Source organism: Paenibacillus sp. P13VS (assembly GCF_015143645.1).
GTDB lineage: Bacteria > Bacillota > Bacilli > Paenibacillales > Paenibacillaceae > Paenibacillus > Paenibacillus xylanilyticus_A.
Genome location: NZ_WYEV01000004.1, coordinates 896368 through 915099, shown reverse-complemented (window position 1 = coordinate 915099; position 18732 = coordinate 896368). Strand labels below are relative to the sequence as shown.

13 protein-coding genes are annotated in these 18732 nt (G+C 48.8%); 11 read left to right on the top strand and 2 right to left on the bottom strand.

The window, feature by feature from the left end; translation table 11 throughout:
* Positions 1-108: 108 nt before the first annotated feature.
* The 9 genes from purD to GUA98_RS13740 all read left to right on the top strand — a co-directional run bounded on the left by purD (position 109) and on the right by GUA98_RS13740 (position 12119).
* Positions 109-1374: a phosphoribosylamine--glycine ligase gene (gene purD / locus GUA98_RS13780; RefSeq protein ID WP_193723383.1), complete on the top strand. Its 1266-nt coding sequence runs from the start codon at positions 109-111 to the stop codon at positions 1372-1374.
* Between the two features lie 651 nt (positions 1375-2025).
* Positions 2026-3363 (top strand): hemolysin family protein, encoded by a 1338-nt coding sequence (locus GUA98_RS13775; protein WP_193723382.1) that lies wholly within the window; start codon positions 2026-2028, stop codon positions 3361-3363.
* Positions 3364-3607: 244 nt separating this feature from the next.
* Complete coding sequence (locus tag GUA98_RS13770; RefSeq protein WP_193723381.1) at positions 3608-4690, top strand: hemolysin family protein; 1083 nt, start codon at positions 3608-3610, stop codon at positions 4688-4690.
* A 267-nt stretch (positions 4691-4957) separates the two neighbouring features.
* On the top strand, positions 4958-5908 hold the full coding sequence (locus GUA98_RS13765) for a ring-cleaving dioxygenase (protein WP_227779616.1): 951 nt from the start codon (positions 4958-4960) through the stop codon (positions 5906-5908).
* 14 nt (positions 5909-5922) lie between these two features.
* Complete coding sequence (locus tag GUA98_RS13760) at positions 5923-6528, top strand: alpha/beta hydrolase (RefSeq protein WP_193723445.1); 606 nt, start codon at positions 5923-5925, stop codon at positions 6526-6528.
* Between the two features lie 229 nt (positions 6529-6757).
* On the top strand, positions 6758-9049 hold the full coding sequence (locus tag GUA98_RS13755; RefSeq protein ID WP_193723380.1) for a beta-glucosidase family protein: 2292 nt from the start codon (positions 6758-6760) through the stop codon (positions 9047-9049).
* 215 nt (positions 9050-9264) lie between these two features.
* Positions 9265-10125 carry an alpha/beta fold hydrolase gene (locus GUA98_RS13750; protein WP_193723379.1) on the top strand — a complete coding sequence of 287 codons (861 nt, stop codon included), beginning with the start codon at positions 9265-9267 and terminating at the stop codon, positions 10123-10125.
* Positions 10126-10218: 93 nt separating this feature from the next.
* Positions 10219-11511 (top strand): threonine ammonia-lyase IlvA, encoded by a 1293-nt coding sequence (gene ilvA, locus GUA98_RS13745; protein ID WP_127538332.1) that lies wholly within the window; start codon positions 10219-10221, stop codon positions 11509-11511.
* Positions 11511-12119, top strand: a complete 609-nt coding sequence (locus GUA98_RS13740) for a GNAT family N-acetyltransferase (protein WP_193723378.1) — start codon at positions 11511-11513, stop codon at positions 12117-12119. Before ilvA ends, GUA98_RS13740 begins: the two co-directional genes overlap by 1 nt.
* 84 nt (positions 12120-12203) lie before the next feature.
* On the opposite strand, the gene GUA98_RS13735 is transcribed toward GUA98_RS13740, so the two are convergent.
* Positions 12204-13172, bottom strand: coding sequence for a hypothetical protein (locus GUA98_RS13735; RefSeq protein WP_193723377.1), 969 nt, complete (start codon positions 13170-13172; stop codon positions 12204-12206).
* Between the two features lie 293 nt (positions 13173-13465).
* Between GUA98_RS13735 and GUA98_RS13730 the strand changes: the two genes are divergently transcribed.
* Positions 13466-16678 (top strand): copper amine oxidase N-terminal domain-containing protein, encoded by a 3213-nt coding sequence (locus GUA98_RS13730; protein ID WP_193723376.1) that lies wholly within the window; start codon positions 13466-13468, stop codon positions 16676-16678.
* A gap of 211 nt (positions 16679-16889) precedes the next feature.
* Positions 16890-17795, top strand: a complete 906-nt coding sequence (locus GUA98_RS13725; RefSeq protein WP_193723375.1) for an AraC family transcriptional regulator — start codon at positions 16890-16892, stop codon at positions 17793-17795.
* A 73-nt stretch (positions 17796-17868) separates the two neighbouring features.
* On the opposite strand, the gene GUA98_RS13720 is transcribed toward GUA98_RS13725, so the two are convergent.
* Positions 17869-18678: a hypothetical protein gene (locus GUA98_RS13720; protein WP_193723374.1), complete on the bottom strand. Its 810-nt coding sequence runs from the start codon at positions 18676-18678 to the stop codon at positions 17869-17871.
* Positions 18679-18732 lie beyond the last annotated feature (54 nt).

Genomic DNA, 18732 nt, shown 5'->3' with positions numbered 1-18732 from the left:
AAAGCTTCACACGTCGATGAACAAGCGAATAGGCTTGTTCATCCTCATTTTCAGCACATTAAATGATGAATGAGCCAATTCTGGAATTCATGAGGGGGAACGGAACGAATGGATATTCTGGTAGTAGGCGGCGGGGGCCGGGAGCATGCGATTATCTGGGCATTGGCGAAAAGTCCGAAGGCGGGCAAGATTCACTGTGCGCCAGGAAATGCAGGCATTGCACAGCTTGCCGAATGTCACCCGGTGGCAGTGAATGAATTCGATAAATTAAAGGCGCTTGCCGTGGAACTCAAGGTGGATCTGGTGGTCATTGGTCCGGATGATCCGCTGGCAGACGGGATTGTAGATGCATTTGATTCCACAGGCATTCCGGTCTTTGGACCGCGTCGCAATGCAGCGGAGATCGAAGGAAGCAAAACATTCATGAAGGATCTGCTGCACAAGTACAATATCCCAACAGCAGCCTATGAGAAATTCGACAATTACGAGCAGGCTCAGGCTTATCTTGATGCACAGGCAATTCCCGTGGTTATCAAGGCCGATGGCCTGGCAGCCGGTAAAGGAGTAACAGTTGCTTATTCCCGCGAGGAAGCGGATCAGGCACTACGCAGTATTATGGTGGAGAAAGTTTTCGGGGAAGCAGGAGCCAAAGTAATTATTGAAGAGTTTCTGGCAGGACAGGAGATGTCGATTCTGGCATTTGTCGACGGCGAGACCGTTCGTCCGATGGCCGCTGCACAGGATCACAAGCCAGTCTACGACGATGACAAGGGGCCTAACACAGGTGGAATGGGTACATACTCACCACTGCCACATATTCCGAATTTAATTATTGAAGAGGCTGTTGAAACCATTATCAAGCCAACGGCTAAAGCGATGGTATCCGAAGGACGTCCATTCCGCGGCGTACTGTTTGCCGGACTCATGATCTCGCCGGACGGCAAACCAAAAACAATTGAATTCAATGCCCGTTTTGGTGATCCCGAGACGCAGGTTGTACTGCCACGCCTCAAAACGGATCTGCTCGACATTTTCTGGGCTACCGTGCATGGCAAGCTGGCAGATATGGAGATTGAGTGGAGCGAAGAGTCTGCTGTATGCGTGGTCCTGGCATCGGGAGGATATCCGGGGCCGTATGCAAAAGGCGTAGCCATCGAAGGGCTGGATCAGGTCAGCGATGCTGTCGTCTTCCACGCAGGAACGGCACGCAGCGAATCCGGAGAATGGGTTACGAATGGTGGACGTATTCTTGGGGTTGTGGGTCTAGGCGCTGATATTGCCGAAGCTAGAAACAAGGCTTATGCAGAGGCGGAACGGATCCGTTTCGAAGGCAAGCATCAGCGATCTGACATTGCTGCCAAAGCTTTAGTGTAAACAGTTATTATCGAATATGGGGCCCGCCCGACGAATGCATTCAGATTAGAAGCATGGCATTCATCGGGCGGGCCTTTTTTGCGTGGGATTGTTCGACTGAAAATATGTTTCAGCTGGATAACTCCGAGGGTAGTAGTGTTATAAAATCGGTCGTTTCTATACATAGTTTTGTTAGGCATATAAGTAACTTATTACATGAATTAAGCCATTTGTGAACAAAATATTCATGAATTTACGTGCAAGATAACCCAAACCATGACGTACAACTGGATGGTTTGATTCGGAACATGGTATACTTTTCTGAAACAGGAATGAACAAGAGGGGAGGTGGATATCTATTGGGAAGGCGATATTGTAAACTGTCCAAATGGAGAATTAAGGTGGAGTAGATCGGAGAAACAATCTGACAGCATGAGGGTTAGCCCTAATTATAGTGAATTGGTTTCTTAATGTGATTGACTTCATCCTGGATTCCTGTTTTGCAACTTACAAGGTCTGTGTGCAGCATATAGCAATCTGGTCTTTATTGAATTTGATTTTATATATGCATACGCCCAATTTAACTACAATCAGCTGTGCAGCCGTTAACGGGGTTAACGAGCGCTGCTGTAACTATTTCTGGAGGTGAATCCCTGAGAATCGGGGAAATCATTGGACATAATTACCATCTTAAATTTAGCATTACTCGTTCTCTTGATTGCTTTGACCGCGTTTTTTGTGGCATCCGAATTTGCGGTTGTTAAGATTCGTACATCAAGAGTGGATCAACTGGTTGCCGAAGGTAACAAAAAGGCTGTACTCGCCAAGAAGGTCGTTTCCGATCTGGATTACTATCTGTCTGCATGTCAGCTTGGTATTACGGTAACGGCTCTAGGACTTGGTGCATTAGGTAAGCCGACCGTCGAAAGGCTGTTATATCCGGTATTTGAGTACCTGAGTATTTCACCAGCCATTTCGTCGGTTGCCTCCTATGCGATTGCCTTTATCCTTGTGACGTTCCTTCACGTGGTTGTCGGTGAGATGGCACCTAAAACCATGGCGATTCAATTTTCGGAAAAATTGACGCTGATGCTCTCGCCATCGCTTTACTGGTTCGGAAAGATTATGTACCCATTTATCTGGGCACTCAATGGGGCATCCCGTGTTCTTCTGCGGATGTTCGGTGTGAAGCCAGCAGGACATGATCAGGCCTATTCCGAGGATGAGATCAAAATCATCATGAACCAGAGTTATGAAGGTGACGAGACGAATCAAACCAAGTTGTCTTACTTGGAAAATGTGTTTGTGTTTGATGAACGGGTCGCGAAAGACATCATGGTTCCGCGGACGGAACTTGTCACATTGGACCAGGAGATGACCTACGACGATATCATCCCCGTGCTTGATGAGCATAACTATTCCCGATATCCAGTCATTGAGGAAGGGGATAAGGACCGCATTGTCGGCATGGTCAATGTCAAAAAGATCCTGCCGGACATGGTTGCTCAGAAGCAATACCAACTTGCTGACTTTGTCCGTGAGATTCCATTTGTTTCCGAAATTACCCGCATCCAGGATGCCATGATTAAAATGCAGCAGGAACGCGTGCATATGGCCGTGGTCGTGGATGAATACGGCGGTACCTCGGGTATTCTTACGATGGAGGATATTCTGGAGGAGCTTGTCGGTGAGATCCGTGACGAATTCGATGCCGATGAAGTGGCTGACATTCAGGAGACCGGGGAGAATCAATATCTGATTAACGGCCGGGTGCTTCTGGACGAAGTGGAGCGTCAGTTCGGATTGATTTTCGAAGGGAATGAGGAGATGGACACCGTCGCCGGCTGGATTCAGTTCCAGAAGGGTGTGCGTGTGGAAAATGGTGATACGGTTGCCCACGGTGATTATGTCTGGACCGTAGTGGATACCGAAAACTATCAGATCAAGCAGGTCCTGCTGGAGCGCGTGAACGCAGCCCCAGTGGAGGAAGCTACAAGCGATCTGGCCTAACTAGAATTGAATAGATTGGTTGGTAGTAGTGTAGGGGACGGAATCGATTCTGGAGAAGCGGAGCGTTCGCGTTTGTAAACAAATTTTGAACCTTTGAAGAGATTAGTTCATTAAAAATTTGGAGACAACAGCGATCGAAAGAACGATCCGTAACCGGAACGGCCACCCACCACCTTTCGTAGTCATCTAAAATAACCATTAAAATGTTCAACTTGGAGGTGAATCCCTCACTCGAGGGAAATCATTGGACGGAATAATAGCATTGAATTTATTTTTGGTAGCCGTATTTATAGGGCTTACCGCCTTCTTCGTCGGTGCTGAATTCGCCATTCTGAAAGTGCGGATGTCACGAATTGATCAGCTGATTTCGGAAGGCAACAAAAAAGCGGTTATGGCCAAGAAAGTCGCACACAATCTGGACTACTATCTGTCGGCATGTCAACTGGGGATCACCATTACGGCTCTCGTGTTGGGGGCTTTGGGTGAACCGACGGTTGAAAAAATGCTTCATCCGCTGTTCGAGCGACTTGAAGTGCCGGCAGCCGTGTCGACGGTATTATCCTACGGGATTGCCTTGGCGATCATTACGTTCCTGCATGTGGTTATTGGTGAGCTCGCACCCAAAACGCTGGCGATCCAATTTGCAGAGAGAATGACGCTTTTACTTGCACCACCGCTGTACTGGTTTGGTAAGATCATGAATCCGTTCATCTACGCGCTTAATGGTGCAGCACGGGTGCTGCTCGGAATCTTTGGCATCAAGCCTGCCGGTCACGATACCGTCCACTCCGAAGAGGAGCTGAAGCTGATTGTCGCCCAGAGTTACGAGAGCGGGGAGATCAATCAGACCGAGCTGGACTATCTGAAAAACATTTTTGCGTTTGATGAGCGCCTGCTGCAGGAGATTATGATTCGCAAAGAAAAAATCGTTACGCTGAATAAGGAAATGCCGCTGAATCAGGTGATTGAAGTGCTGAATCGGCACGAGTATACGAGATATCCGGTCATTGCGAACGGGGATGCGGCTCGCTTTATCGGCTTTATTAATACAAAAGAAATGCTGACCAGTGTGGCTGCAGGACGATCGTTCAGCATGGATGCCTACATTCATGATATGCCTGGATTTTCGGAGAAGTCCCCGATCAAGGACGTTCTGATCCAAATGCAGCAGAGTCGTGTGCATATGGCCATTGTGAATAATGATGAAGGTGCTGCCATTGGTTTGGTTACGATGGAGGACATTCTGGAGGAAATCGTTGGGGATATCAAGGATGAATATGAGCATAAGGATCTGGTGAATCCACCCAAACGATTGAAATTGACTTAAAGCAGACTTGAGAAAGACAGGTTTCCGATTCATTCGGAGACCTGTTTTTGTATTGTTTTTTTCTGCTAATCAGGAGTTAACAACATCAACGATGAAACCATCTTAATTTTAAAACAAAAAGCTTGCAATTCGACCGACAATGGATTAATATAAATTTAAAGAATCTTAAATTAAAGATAAATAAAAAACAACAAACGAACAAACAACAATGAATAACAAACCGCTAAATTCAACCATGATAAAATTAAAACCAAGGGAGTGGAGATTATGTTCAGAACTTCAGGTATCCATCACGTAACGGCTTTTGTAGATGACGCACAGAAAAATGTTGATTTTTACGCAGGGGTATTGGCCCTGAGACTGGTGAAAAAAACAATTAACTTCGATGCACCGGATGTGTACCATCTGTATTACGGTAATGAGGATGGGGCGCCAGGTACAATCATCACCTTCTTCCCGCATCAAAATGCCATGAGAGGTGTCATTGGTTCCGGACAGACTGGGGTAACTGTATATGCGATTCCGGTAGGAAGTCTGCCATTCTGGAAAGAACGTCTCGCTTCCTTCGATATTCCGTTTGAAAATAAAACCAGATTCGGTGAGCAATATATTCGCTTCTTCGACAAAGGCGGCCTGCTGCTTGAACTGGTTGAACGTGAAGAGGGCCAGCCAAGTAAATGGACATACAACGGGGTAACACCTGAGCATGCGATCAAAGGTTTTGGCGGCGCAGTTCTGTTCAGCCAAGTTCCTGAGAAAACCACCGACGTGCTGGTTTCCATGCTCGGCCTGGAACAGGTAGGGGAAGAGAATGGATTGATTCGCCTTCGTGCGACGGGTGACATCGGGCAAATCATCGACGTTCAATCTACCGGATTCCAGCGGGGCATTGGCGGAGCAGGTACGGTGCACCACATTGCTTGGCGTGCAAAAGACTATACCGAGCATGAGCAAATGCAGCGGGATCTGGAGAAAGCAGGCTACCATCCAACCCCTGTAATCGACCGTCAGTACTTCAATGCCGTGTATTTCCGGGAACCGGGCGGCATATTGTTCGAACTGGCTACCGATCCTCCGGGATTCGCACGCGATGAACCTCAGGAGAGCATGGGTGAGAAACTGATGCTGCCTGAGTGGTATGAACCACAGCGTGAACAGATTGAAAAATTGCTTCCCCCAATCGAAGTACGTGAATGGAAAGGAGAGTCCAAATCATGACCACAACCAATACGATGAAACATATTTATAAAGCAGGTGCACAGCCGGATTCCCCAACACTGCTGCTGCTTCACGGGACAGGTGGAACTGAGAATGATCTGGTAGGTCTTGGCGAATTGATTGCGCCAGGAGCAGCCATGCTGGGTGTACGCGGTAACGTGTCGGAGAACGGGATGCCCCGTTTCTTCCGCCGCTTGGCCGAAGGCGTGTTTGACGAAGAGGATCTGATTGCACGGACAGCGGAGCTGGGTGCATTTGTGGATGCAGCAGCAGCGGAGTACGGATTCGATCGTAACAATGTTTATGCACTCGGTTACTCCAATGGTGCCAATATTGCGGCTAGTTTGATGTTCCACCAGGCTAACGTATTCAAAGGCGCGATTTTGCATCATCCGATGGTACCTCTGCGCGGACTCGAACTGCCGAATCTGGACGGATTGCCTGTCTTCATCGGTGCAGGAGAGAACGATCCGATTGTACCGAGACGGGAAACGGAAGAACTGGCATCACTTCTTAGTGGTGCAGGTGCAGATGTGAAAACGCACTGGGAGCGTCAGGGACATCAGTTGACCCGCACCGAGGCATTGGCGGCGGCAGCATGGTTTAAAGCTCAGGCGTAAACCTGATTATTGCATCTGGGTAATAAATCTGGAGCCAGACTATATCGGCAAGACAGGGGACAGCTTGATCTGAAAGGATCGGGCTGCCTCTTTTTGCTGATCTACCCGAATGAATTGAGGGTGTTATGTAAACGTTACTAACCGGGTAATCATTTGAATGCGTACTACATAAGCTTGTATGCTTAGTTACTATAGCACTTAAGCACCACCATGAACTGGAGGGGTTATTATGGAACGAAACATCAAGGAACTGGTACAGCAGATGACACTGGAGGAAAAAGCAGGCATGTGCTCCGGACTGGACTTCTGGCATCTGAAAGGGGTAGAGCGTCTCGGTATCCCTTCCATCATGGTGACAGACGGGCCGCATGGCCTGCGGAAACAGGATGGAAGCGCGGATCATCTGGGCTTGACGTCAAGTGTGCCAGCGACCTGCTTCCCATCCGCAGCAGGATTAGCCAGCTCTTGGGATACTGATCTGGCGCGCCAAGTTGGAGTGGCGCTGGGTGAAGAGTGTCAGGCCGAAGAAGTAGGCGTATTGCTGGGGCCAGGCGTTAACATTAAGCGTTCGCCACTCGGCGGACGGAATTTTGAATACTTTTCCGAAGATCCGCTTCTATCTACACACATGGCTACCGGCCATATCCAGGGTGTACAGAGTCAGGGTGTGGGAACATCGCTGAAACACTTTGCGGTGAACAATCAGGAGGAGCGGCGCATGTCCATTGATGCGGTGGTAGATGAGCGCACGCTCCGTGAGATTTACCTGGCCAGTTTCGAAGGTGCCGTGAAGGATGGTCAGCCTTGGACAGTGATGTGCTCCTACAACAAGGTGAACGGTACATATGCAGGTGAAAATGAGTGGTTGCTCACCGATATTCTGAAGGAAGAATGGGGACATGAGGGTCTCGTTGTGTCCGACTGGGGTGCTGTCAATGAACGTGCAGATGCGCTTTCCGCAGGGCTGGAGCTTGAAATGCCTGCAAGTGGTGGGATCGGAGAGCGCAAGGTTATTCAAGCAGTCGAGAATGGCAAGCTGTCACTGGAGAAGCTGAACCGGGCGGTAGAACGTCTGCTTACACTTATCTTCAAGGCTGCGGATCAGCAACGTAAGGGCGCTACCTACAATAAGAACGAACACCATCAGCTTGCCCGCAAAGTTGCATCGGAGAGTATGGTTTTGTTGAAAAATGAAGATCAGCTGCTTCCGTTGAAACGTGAAGGCAAGCTTGCGCTGATTGGAGCCTTTGCCCGCAAACCGCGCTTTCAGGGTGGAGGAAGCTCTCACATCAATCCGACCCAAGTCGATGATATTGTGGAAGAGATGACCCGGATTGCAGGAACGGAGACAGAGATCTCCTATGCTCCGGGTTACCGCATTGAAGCTGATGATGTGGATGATCGGCTTATGACAGAGGCGGTTCAGGCTGCAAAGGCTGCGGATACAGCGGTCGTATTTGTCGGTTTACCAGACCGTTATGAGTCTGAAGGATATGACCGCTCCCATCTGCGCTTGCCGGATAACCATATCCGCCTGATTGAAGAGGTGGCCAAGGTTCAGTCACGTATCGTTGTTGTGCTCAGCAATGGTTCACCCGTGGAAATGCCTTGGCTGCCACAAGTGAAGGCTGTACTCGAAGCTTATTTGGGCGGGCAGGCTGTTGGCGGAGCGATTGCTGACTTGTTGTACGGCGAGGTGAATCCCTCAGGCAAACTGGCAGAGACGTTCCCCGCACAGCTGAGTCATAATCCGTCTTTCCTTAACTTTCCGGGTGAAGGAGATCGGGTGGAATACAAGGAAGGTATCTTCGTAGGTTACCGATATTATGACAAGAAACAGATCGAGCCGTTATTTCCATTTGGCTATGGACTGAGTTATACAACATTCGAATATACCGATCTAACAGTGGACCGGACTGAACTGACAGACCAGGATGAAGTTGAAGTACGCGTGAAAGTTACCAATACCGGAGACAGGGCGGGCAAAGAAGTCGTGCAGCTGTACATCAGTGATGTGGAAAGTACAGTGATTCGTCCGGTGAAGGAACTGAAGGCATTTGCCAAAGTGGAGCTGGAGCCGGGGGCTTCCGAGGTGGTTCGCTTTACGTTAAACAAACGGTCGTTTGCTTATTACAATGTGGACATGAAAGACTGGCACGTAGAGACTGGAGAGTTTGATATTCTAGTGGGCAGTTCCTCCAAGGACATTCATCTGATCAAACGTGTTAAAGTGGAATCCACAGCAACATTCATTCCCACATACACGCGTAATAGCACGCTCGGAGACATACAGCGCGATCCAGCCAACAAAGAGCTGTTGGAGCAAGCCATGCAGCAATTCCAGGAAGCCAGCGGCATGGGTGGCGATGATGAGGGTGAGCATGCAGATATGATGGCTGCCATGATGAAATATATGCCACTGCGTGCCTTGGTTGCTTTCAGTGGGGGAGCGATGAGTGAAGAAGCCATGAATCAATTGCTCGATCAGTTGAACAGCAAAGATCATGGAATCCGAGCGTAGCACACGAATGATATAGTAAGTAAGTGAGATGCAAAGGTAGTCGATATAATCGACTTAATTCTCCAGTTTAATATAGACCCGATCCTTGAATGGATCGGGTTTTTGGTTTGCTTTTACAGGAGGAATTATCCTATACTTAAGTAATTGATAATCATTTTCATTTAGAGCGATAGGACTAGAAATGACAACGTTCGTAAACAGGGCAGGAGGGGACTATGAACGCTATTCATGCCAATCATTCGTATGGTTCAAGTGCATTTATCCACACACGAGATGGCCGCAAGCTTCATTATATGTCGAAGGGAGCCGGTCACCCCATCGTTGTTTTTGAATCAGGCATGGGCTTTTCCAGATCGGCGTGGGGACTTGTGGCGCCTCAAGTGGCCGAACATACAAAGTCTGTGGTCTATGATCGTTCCGGGTTGGGACGGAGTGAGGCCGACACGGAGCAGCGGACTCTCCGCAGGCTTACCGAGGATCTGGGCGATCTGCTGACAGCACTTGGGCCAGGCCCTTTCATTCTGGTGGGGCACAGCTGGGGAGGGCCAGTCGTCAGAGCTGCGGCAGCTGCGGATCTGTCTCGCATTAGAGGACTGATACTGGTCGATCCATCCGACGAGAACTGTGACTTGTATTTCTCCGCTCTGGCCAAAACCAGTTTTGCCGTGAACCGTTGGCTGCTTCCTTGGATGGCACGTACAGGGCTGTATCGGAAAATGGGCAGCAAACCGGGCCAGGTTCAACCGGACGATGTTGCACGAGATCACCGAGAGGAAGACTTCACTGTACAGGCAGCACGTACCATGGCTGCTGAATCGGTGGCGTTTCTGGATGATTTGGCCTCAATGCGGAATACTCCTCCTAAGTTGGGAGATCTGGAAGTCCGGATTATTTCTGGCACTAAGGCAGGACAGGGAGAGCATAAAATTAGACCTGCCATTGTGTCGGCTCACCGCAAGACAGCCCAAGAGCTCGCGAACGGACATTGGATCGAAGCAGGTCAATCGGGACATATGGTCACCTTTACCGACCCGCAGATTATTATTGATGAAATTTTGCGGATGGCAAATCGTTGAGGCCTTGGCGCAAGCTTAGGTCAAAAGTGATACAATAACAGAAAAAGCAATGCTTGCATTGCCAACCAAGACAAAGCGGAGTGTGGAGAAGAGATGAAACCAGTGGAACAAGAATCAACGGAAAATAAAAATTCCGGCCATGCCGGTGTTGGCATGGAAGATATCGTACGCGCACATCATGTGCTGCGTGAAGTTATTGTAAGAACGCCTCTGCAGCGGGATGCTGTATTGTCGACCAAATATAATTGCAATGTGTATCTCAAGCGGGAAGATCTGCAAGTGGTGCGCTCTTTCAAAATTCGTGGTGCCTACAATATGATCCGCAGTCTGACTCCGGCTGAAATGGAGAAGGGCATTGTCTGCGCAAGCGCAGGGAACCATGCACAGGGTGTTGCCTTTTCCTGTAACGCCCTCGGAATACACGGCAAAATCTTCATGCCGAGCACAACACCGAATCAAAAGGTCAAACAGGTACGACGCTTCGGCGGCAGCAACGTAGAAGTCGTGCTGATTGGGGATACGTATGATGATGCGTATGCAGAAGCTATGCGTGCATGTGATGAACAGGGGATGACGTTCATTCATCCGTTTGACCAACCCAAAATTATTGCGGGTAATGGTACGGTTGCGATGGAGATCATGGAAAGCCTCGATGAGGATGCAGATTATGTATTCGTTACGATTGGCGGCGGTGGTCTCGCTGCTGGCGTCGGAACCTACATGAAGACGGTCAGCCCGGAAACGCGCATTATTGGTGTGGAGCCTCTCGGCGCTGCTTCCATGAGTGAGGCCATGTTCCGCAAACAGGTTGTCACGCTTGATGATATCGATAAATTCGTGGATGGCGCTGCAGTGAAGCGGGTAGGAGACCTGACTTACAACATTTGCAGCAGCACGCTGGATGACATCGTGAAGGTGCCTGAGGGCAAGGCTTGTACGACCATCCTTGAGCTGTATAATGAAAATGCAATCGTGGTTGAACCCGCCGGTTCACTGGCTGTTGCTGCACTGGAGCAATATCGTGAGCAAATTGTGGGCAAGACCGTAGTCTGCGTAATTAGCGGCGGTAACAACGACATCGACCGGATGCAGGAGATCAAGGAACGTTCCCTGATCTATGAAGGTCTGAAATATTACTTTATGGTGAATTTCCCGCAGCGCGCCGGTGCTTTGCGTGAATTCCTGGAGGAAGTGCTCGGACCGAATGACGATATCACCAGGTTTGAATATACGAAGAAGCATGACAAAGAGAATGGTCCTGCCTTGGTAGGCATTGAGCTCATGTACAAGGAAGACTATCAGCCTCTGATTGAACGCATGAATCGCAAAGGCATTGCCTATACCGAGCTGAACAAAAATCTGAACCTCTTCAACATGTTAATCTGATGAGTGATCAGGTGAAGCAACCGGGCAGCAATGAACCCCATCTCCAGCTGCGGCCAGCACGCAGGGAGGATGCAGATCAAGTCATTCCACTGCTCTATCAGGCGATAGGAGACATTGCTTATGCGCTGGCGGGCGAGTCCGATCACGAGCAGGCAATGCAGATTCTGAAGCAGTTTTATATGCAGGAGGACAACCGGATCAGCTATCGCCATGTAACGGTGATGGAACATGATAAGGACATTGCCGGTATTCTCGTAGCCTACGACGGTAGTGAAGCGGATCGTCTGGACCAGCCGATTCTGGATCGGCCAGGACGCAGTCAGGATGAGAAGTATGCAATAATCAAAGAAACTCGTCCCGGCGAATATTATCTGGATACGCTGTCGGTAAGCGAATCCTATCAGGGACAGGGGATCGGCCGGGCTCTGATGGCTGCTTTTGAGCAGCAGGGAAGGGAACTCGGGCATGAACGGGTGGCTCTTATTGTCGAACGTGATAATGGACGTGCCTTGATGCTGTATGAACGGCAGGGCTATACGAAGGATGATGTCATTGTCATTGCAGGACATGAATATAACCATATGATCAAGCCGATTCAGCAGGGTTGATCACACTGAAAAACCGCCATGGGAGCGTATCCTGTGGCGGTTTTTCATTTTGCAGCGGATGCATTTTTAATGGGATGAATGGTTTTAGAATCCGGTGTAGCTGCCGGTAGGAACTTTCTGATCCAGCCACTTTTCTACAGCGGAAGTCTTTTGGTATTTGGCATCGGTTACGACGTCCATGAAGGCACCCAGTTTAGCCAGCAAGTCACTATCCTCGGATGGATTCCGCTGCAGCACAGCCATGTACCCTTTTTGGGCATTCGCCACCATGGAGTTGGTTTCGTAATCAAACAATGGTGTATTGTTCAGGCCATAAAAGGTATACAGCGTATAATTGTTCAGCAAAGTTCGTACCTGCTTGACCCGATTAGACTTCGGATAATCCTGCAAGAAACGTTCCTGATTCAATGCCCGATTCAGCATTTCCTGATAACCAATGATGAGTGCGCCATCCTCAGCAGCCAGGTTGCCAGTCTCGACCGCCATGATGTTGATGTACTGTTTGATATCCGGTTTGACATGCGAATTATATTTTTGAAAAGCCATATAATTCATGATCGGATAGAGGGAGCCTTCCAGCATCACAAGGCGGTAACCGCTGTCCCGGGCTTCCTTCAGCAATGCGCGGAGTTCCGAGTCTTTGGTACGCTCCATCAGCTGGGTGAAACTGTCCTTCCACTTGTAGGCCTTGATCATCTTATCCTGAACATTGGGAACCAGCATGCGGTCCGTCATGGCAGTTAATCCCTTGATGCGGGCATTCTCCAACTGCAGTACAATTAGGGTCGCGTGATGGGTAGTTACTTTATCGATATTGGCTTCCAGATAGGTGTCAGCAGCGGATAAGCCGTTCTTTTTTTGGAGTGTGGATTGAAATGTGTTATAAATGGCGGTCGAACTACTGGTGGTTACTTTCACATCGGAATCGGATGGGGCTGCAGCAGCCATTGCCGTGATCCCAGCGGCACCGGTCTGCATTAATACAGCAACAGCTGTGACCGTCATGAACATGCGGAGCCCTTGGCGTCTGGCAGATGAGTACAATGATGTCATTGTTGTAAACCTCCCGTGAATTTTGAAAATGAAACGGATTGATTGTTTATACATTAACCCAATTTTCTGCGGATGTTGTTTCGGAATAATGACAAAATGTTCTGTTATTTTTAACCTTTCGCAGGTAGATGGTGGAAGAACTTTTCTGCGAAAATATTTTTTGAGCGATTGGAAACTTTTGATCAGGTTCAGACGTCTTAGATGTGCACAGGAAATTACAGGAATAAAATCAAGTGAAATCCGCTCTAATACAATTCAATTCATCATCTAAAAAGAGAATGGGGATATTCAATATGAAAAAAGCCGGAGGACGTCAAGTTAAAAAGGTCATGTCCGCACTGGCCGTATCAGCCATGCTGATGTCAGCCTTGCCAGCAACAGTAATCGATGCAGCAGCAAGAATCAGTATCTATATCAATGATGCCGAGCTCTCTTCTGCGCAAGCGCCTGTCATGAAAGCCGGACGGGTGTTGGTTCCGCTAAGGTCCATTTTTGAAGGACTGGATGCTAAAGTGGGATATACGAACAAAACCAAAACCATTACAGCGACTCGCGGAGATCAGGAGGTCTCACTGACACTGGGTTCCAAGACAGCTTATATTAACGGAGAAGCGGTCTCGCTGGACGTGCCTGCGAGTACGATCAAGGGTAACACGATGGTCCCTATTCGCTTTGTGAGTGAAGCATTTGGAGAGAAAGTATTCTGGAACTCCCGCCAACAGCGGGTGGATATCAAAACAACGTCCACGCCTCCTGTCGATGACACGAAAGCTGCGGCCTGGAACATCTACGGATCCGTTTCGGGAAGTAACGGAGATGGTCGGGATCTGACGGTAAGCTTCACGCGCCCAACATCAGAAAAGGCTGTATCCGAATATCGCATTATGCTGGTGAAAACCCGTGATGTGAACAGCTTCAACGAGTCTGCTGCTTCAGTGGTGCCATCTGGCAACTACACTTCGGTGTCTCCAAATGGCAGTAACCCGAAATTGACCCTGAATGCGCAGACACGTGACGTTAACGGAGATCTGCTGAATACGAGTGAAACCTATCGTTTGTATGTCCTGACCATGGGCAACAGCAGCAATAGTTACAAAAATGTACTTGCTTGGTCTGCCCAGTCTTTGAAATTAAATAATGTGAAAACAACAGTTCAGCCGGTCACCAGTCTTCGCATTGCCGATATCAGTGACTACGGAGATGGTCGTGACCTGGAGATCAACTTCAATCAGCCAAGCAGCACGTCGAATATTACCTATTATCGTGCATTTGTCGTCAAAGCGAAGGATGCTTCATCCTTCAATCTGACTGCGGCGAATAAAGTATCCAGCTCGAATTCAACGATCATCTATAAAGGAAACAACACAGCGGTCAAAAGTCAGCTCACCTCTTCCACGCGTGATACGTCCGGGGAATTAATTCGCAGCGGCACCGCCTATGTCGTATACATCATGTCGGTCAGCTCCAATGCGGCCGCTGCAGACCACAAGCTGTCTTCCGTATCCTCTTCACTGACACTTGGCGTGAATACGGCAACGGCGCCAGTCATTACACAAGTCAAGGATAATTCAGACTATGGAGATGGTCGTGACATTCTGGTGAGCTTCAATCGCTCTTCCGACGAATCCAAGGTAGCGAGCTACCGCATCTTCGTTGTGCGCAACTCGGTGGCCAGCAGCTTCAATCTGGCGACGGCAAGCAATCTGTCTTCGAGCCTGTACTATACCGTGAACAAAACAGGCAGCAATATTACCACAACATTGCCTTCATCAATGAAAGATACAAGCGGTTATAACGTAACGAATCTGCAGGATTACCGGATTTACGTCATGGCTGTGGGCAATCAGCAAAACAACTACACCAATGCGTTGTCCTCTTCCTCCACTTTACTGAGATTGACGACGAATGGAAATGCAGGAGCTGTTAATAACCTGGCAGTCTCGGATGTCAGTGACTATGGTGATGGACGGGATCTGCGGGTATCTTTCAACAGAGCATCGGATGAGTCCAGAGTTTCGGCTTACCGGGTGTACGTGGTTCGTTCCGGTAACGCAGGAAGCTTCACCCTGAGCGCGGCTAATGCTTCGAACAACTACTACCAAGTGAACAAAACGGGTGGCAACCTGTCGGTTACACTGCCAAGCAGCATGGTAGATACGAATGGATACAGAGTTTCCAATAACGTGACTTATCGTGTGTTCGTCTTGTCGGTAAGCACAAGCGGCAACTCCAGTCAGAACGCGTTGTCTTCGTACTCGTCACAGATTACATTGACTCCAAATGCAGCGATAACAGCTCCGAGTAACGTAGCGGCAAGCGATATCGGCGATAATCAGGACGGACGCGATCTGCGCGTAACGTTCACCAAATCGGCGGATGAGACCAATGTGAATCACTACCGGGTGTTTGTCGTGAAATCCACGAATACCAGCTTCAATCTGTCGGCTGCAAATGCTGTGGGCAGTGCGAATTATACGTATGTCAGCAAGAATGGAAGCAATCAGACGGTGAACTTCACAAGCAACTCGAAAACAGTGGATGGTAGTCCAATTGTAAACGGTGTGGGTTATCGGGTGTATGTCATGGCGGTGAATGGTAATGCTTCTCTTGCGAATGCATTGTCATCTGGCTCCAATGTAATTACACTCGCATCCAATACAGCTGTTGGCGCAGTGAATAATGTGAAAGTCGAAGTTAAAAAAGAAGAGCAAGCAGCTGGGGATGCAACGGATGTAACCGTAAATTATAGTGAACCTTCTTCAAAAACAGGAATTGGGCGTTATGTTTTGATGGTTGCTCCTACGGGCAGCGCATTTGATCTTAACACAGCAAAATCCATTGCAAAAGGCAATAACAATAGATCGGTAGAGATTAACGGAAGTCCTTCCTTGCTTACAAATGCTTTACTTGATATCAACGGCCAAACTATTGTAGCAGGCAAAGCATACACTGCTTACATTCTCTCTGAATCATCAGACACCAAACGTGAATCCAGCTTGGCTTCATCGCCAACCTTCACGATAAATGCGAAGAAGCAGACACCAGTACCTGTTGAAAAAGTAACGAGTGTGTCAGCCACAGTGAGTGGTTCGTCCATTAATGTTAATTTTAACAAGCCTAGCAATGAGTCTGGAATTTCGCGTTATGATGTATTCATTGTTAAAGCATCGAACGATAAAGTGGATGCTGGGAAAGCAGTAACAAGTGTAAGTACTGGTGGAGGTAACCCCGCATCAGTGACCCTTGATATGGGAACTCTAGATTCAGATGGAGCTGCTTTTTCTACAGGGAAATACAAAATTTTGGTCGTGTCCGTAGCAAGTGATTCGAAAATGAATACTAATACCAAGTCGGACGAATCCAGCTTTGACATTCCGGCACCTAGCACCGATCAAGGGAGCGGCAATCCCGGTACACCAATAACCAATCCGGAGAGCGGTACGAATGGTTCAGGTGATACTCAAGCACCTGCTGGAAATGAATCGTCTACCAACAATCCGGCCTGATAGGCAACAAACAGAGTTAACTCTCAAGCATACGAATGAACTCATAAATAATCCCTTTCTCGGACAGAGAGAGGGATTATTTTATTATGGAAAGATACAAAGGTCGCTGTACAATTTTTGTCGTCAAAAAGGTTCTCTAGGCCATTGCTGGGCCGGGCCAGCAGGAGGATAATGGAGGGAAGAAGCGCATGATCCGGAAAGGAATGATGGGATGCTTGCATTTCGCTTGACCGGGCTGCCGGATTCCCGGCTGCCTCTGTATCTGTATTGTATTGGAACACACGAGCAGAAAGTGCAGCTCAGGCCGGAAGGGTTTCCGGTGCATCAGCTCTTCCTGTCGCGCAGCGCCGCAGGCGAACTTAAAATTCCGGGGAGGGGTTCGTGGCCTGTAGGAGCTGGCCAATTGTGGGTAGGCGAACCGGGAGTAGCCCATGAGTTTTACCCGCATTCCAGGACGAACGGGGAGCTCGGGTATATCGGGATTGGCGGCAGATCAGCCGGATCGGTGCTCCAATCAGCCGGGTTATTGCATGAGGGGCCGAGAGCCCTATCCGACTTTGAACAGTTCTGGTCGCGAATGGCGGACCTCTGGCATGGGCTGGACGATGGGAAGTCTGGTGTCTGGGATACGTCACTTATCGTCTACCAGTTCATTTTGGACATCGCCAGGTCCGTATCGACGCAGGAGAGAGCGGATTTATCTGAAACGAGTCGTATCTCTGTGGTGTCTGATCAGCGCGAGTCCGATCCGGGAAGTGAGGCATTTACCCGTGCGGTTGCATTGATGCATGCCCACTACCAGGATGATCTGTTATTAAAGCATGTAGCTGAAGCCGTGGGATACTCCGTGCAGCATCTCAATCGTTTGTTTCATCAGCGCCAGGGTGTGACCGGGCATCAATATATGCAGCATTTGAGATTGCAAAAAGCATCCGAATGGCTGGACAAGCATCCACGTGCAAGTGTGAGAGAGGCGGCAGAGATGGTTGGCATGGAGGTTAACTATTTTATCCGCATGTTCAAACGCGAATTCGGTGAAACGCCTGGCAAGGGGATCAAACAGCGGAACCAGTCCAGTACTGAAAAAGGCGAACCCGATGTGACACCAACGCTTTGAAAGGTACTTTCGAGGATAGGTTTGAAAAAAAGACGAGTAATGAAGAAAGGGGCCATCATGGCCCCTTTTTGGTTTATTTCTTTTTCTGCCCGAAGAGCGGTCTCAGTAGAGCAAGCCCCACGATACCAATCACAAGACTAACCCACGGGGCTAAGTAAAATACCGGAAGACTGTCCCGCAGCGGATAACCGACGAACAGGACAAGCACAACAATGACGATATAGATCGCAATGCCTTTCAGGTTAACCTGGGGCTTGGTGGTCATATCCTTGCCTTGATCATCCGGCCTTTCCGCCAGGCGGCGAAGCATCTCTACTAGAGCAATCCCGCCAACCGCTGAAATGATAATCGAAAACAGACTGATATGACTGAATGGTTCCGTATCTCCACCGCTCCAGCCGATAAATAGCCCGGCTGCGCCCTGAATGAGCATGACAAAGGAAATGGCTGCCCAGGCAATCATCACATACCACTTGGGTGTACGTTTAACTGGGCCGGAATCCTCTCCGTTCATATCTTCATTGTCCTTAGATGCTGCAGCTGGCTTAGCTGGTTTATCGGCGTTCGTTTTTTTCGATGAGTTCCTACCCACAAATACGGACGAAGAACTTGATGCTCCTACACCTGCATTCAGGCGTGTATGGATATCCTGTTCCAGGTCCGCTCCATATCGTTCCCGGGCAGATTGTCCGTCCCGCTGGGCTTGTACAATGGCTTTTCCTTCAGCCAAAATCCATTCTTCCTGCGTTCTTTCATCTGCGTCGGTGCGGCGGGCAATGCCGCTAATCTGGTCGAACAATTTTACATTTTCAGGCGTCATCCGGCTCATCTCGGTCATCTGCCGGTTTTGTATTTCTTTAAGCTTTTTATAGGAAATCCCCAATGATTGCTCCCCCTGTCTGAACACGTTACAGGTCCCCAGTCTCCTGAAGACCCT

Bases quoted from the DNA above. Each gene is read 5' to 3' on its own strand.
- purD (WP_193723383.1), top strand. From the start codon at position 109: ATGGATATTCTGGTAGTAGGCGGCGGGGGCCGGGAGCATGCGATTATC.
- GUA98_RS13750 (WP_193723379.1), top strand. From the start codon at position 9,265: ATGAACGCTATTCATGCCAATCATTCGTATGGTTCAAGTGCATTTATC.
- GUA98_RS13755 (WP_193723380.1), top strand. From the start codon at position 6,758: ATGGAACGAAACATCAAGGAACTGGTACAGCAGATGACACTGGAGGAA.
- GUA98_RS13735 (WP_193723377.1), bottom strand. From the start codon at position 13,172: ATGACATCATTGTACTCATCTGCCAGACGCCAAGGGCTCCGCATGTTC.
- GUA98_RS13730 (WP_193723376.1), top strand. From the start codon at position 13,466: ATGAAAAAAGCCGGAGGACGTCAAGTTAAAAAGGTCATGTCCGCACTG.
- GUA98_RS13765 (WP_227779616.1), top strand. From the start codon at position 4,958: ATGTTCAGAACTTCAGGTATCCATCACGTAACGGCTTTTGTAGATGAC.
- GUA98_RS13740 (WP_193723378.1), top strand. From the start codon at position 11,511: ATGAGTGATCAGGTGAAGCAACCGGGCAGCAATGAACCCCATCTCCAG.
- GUA98_RS13725 (WP_193723375.1), top strand. From the start codon at position 16,890: ATGCTTGCATTTCGCTTGACCGGGCTGCCGGATTCCCGGCTGCCTCTG.
- GUA98_RS13760 (WP_193723445.1), top strand. From the start codon at position 5,923: ATGAAACATATTTATAAAGCAGGTGCACAGCCGGATTCCCCAACACTG.
- ilvA (WP_127538332.1), top strand. From the start codon at position 10,219: ATGAAACCAGTGGAACAAGAATCAACGGAAAATAAAAATTCCGGCCAT.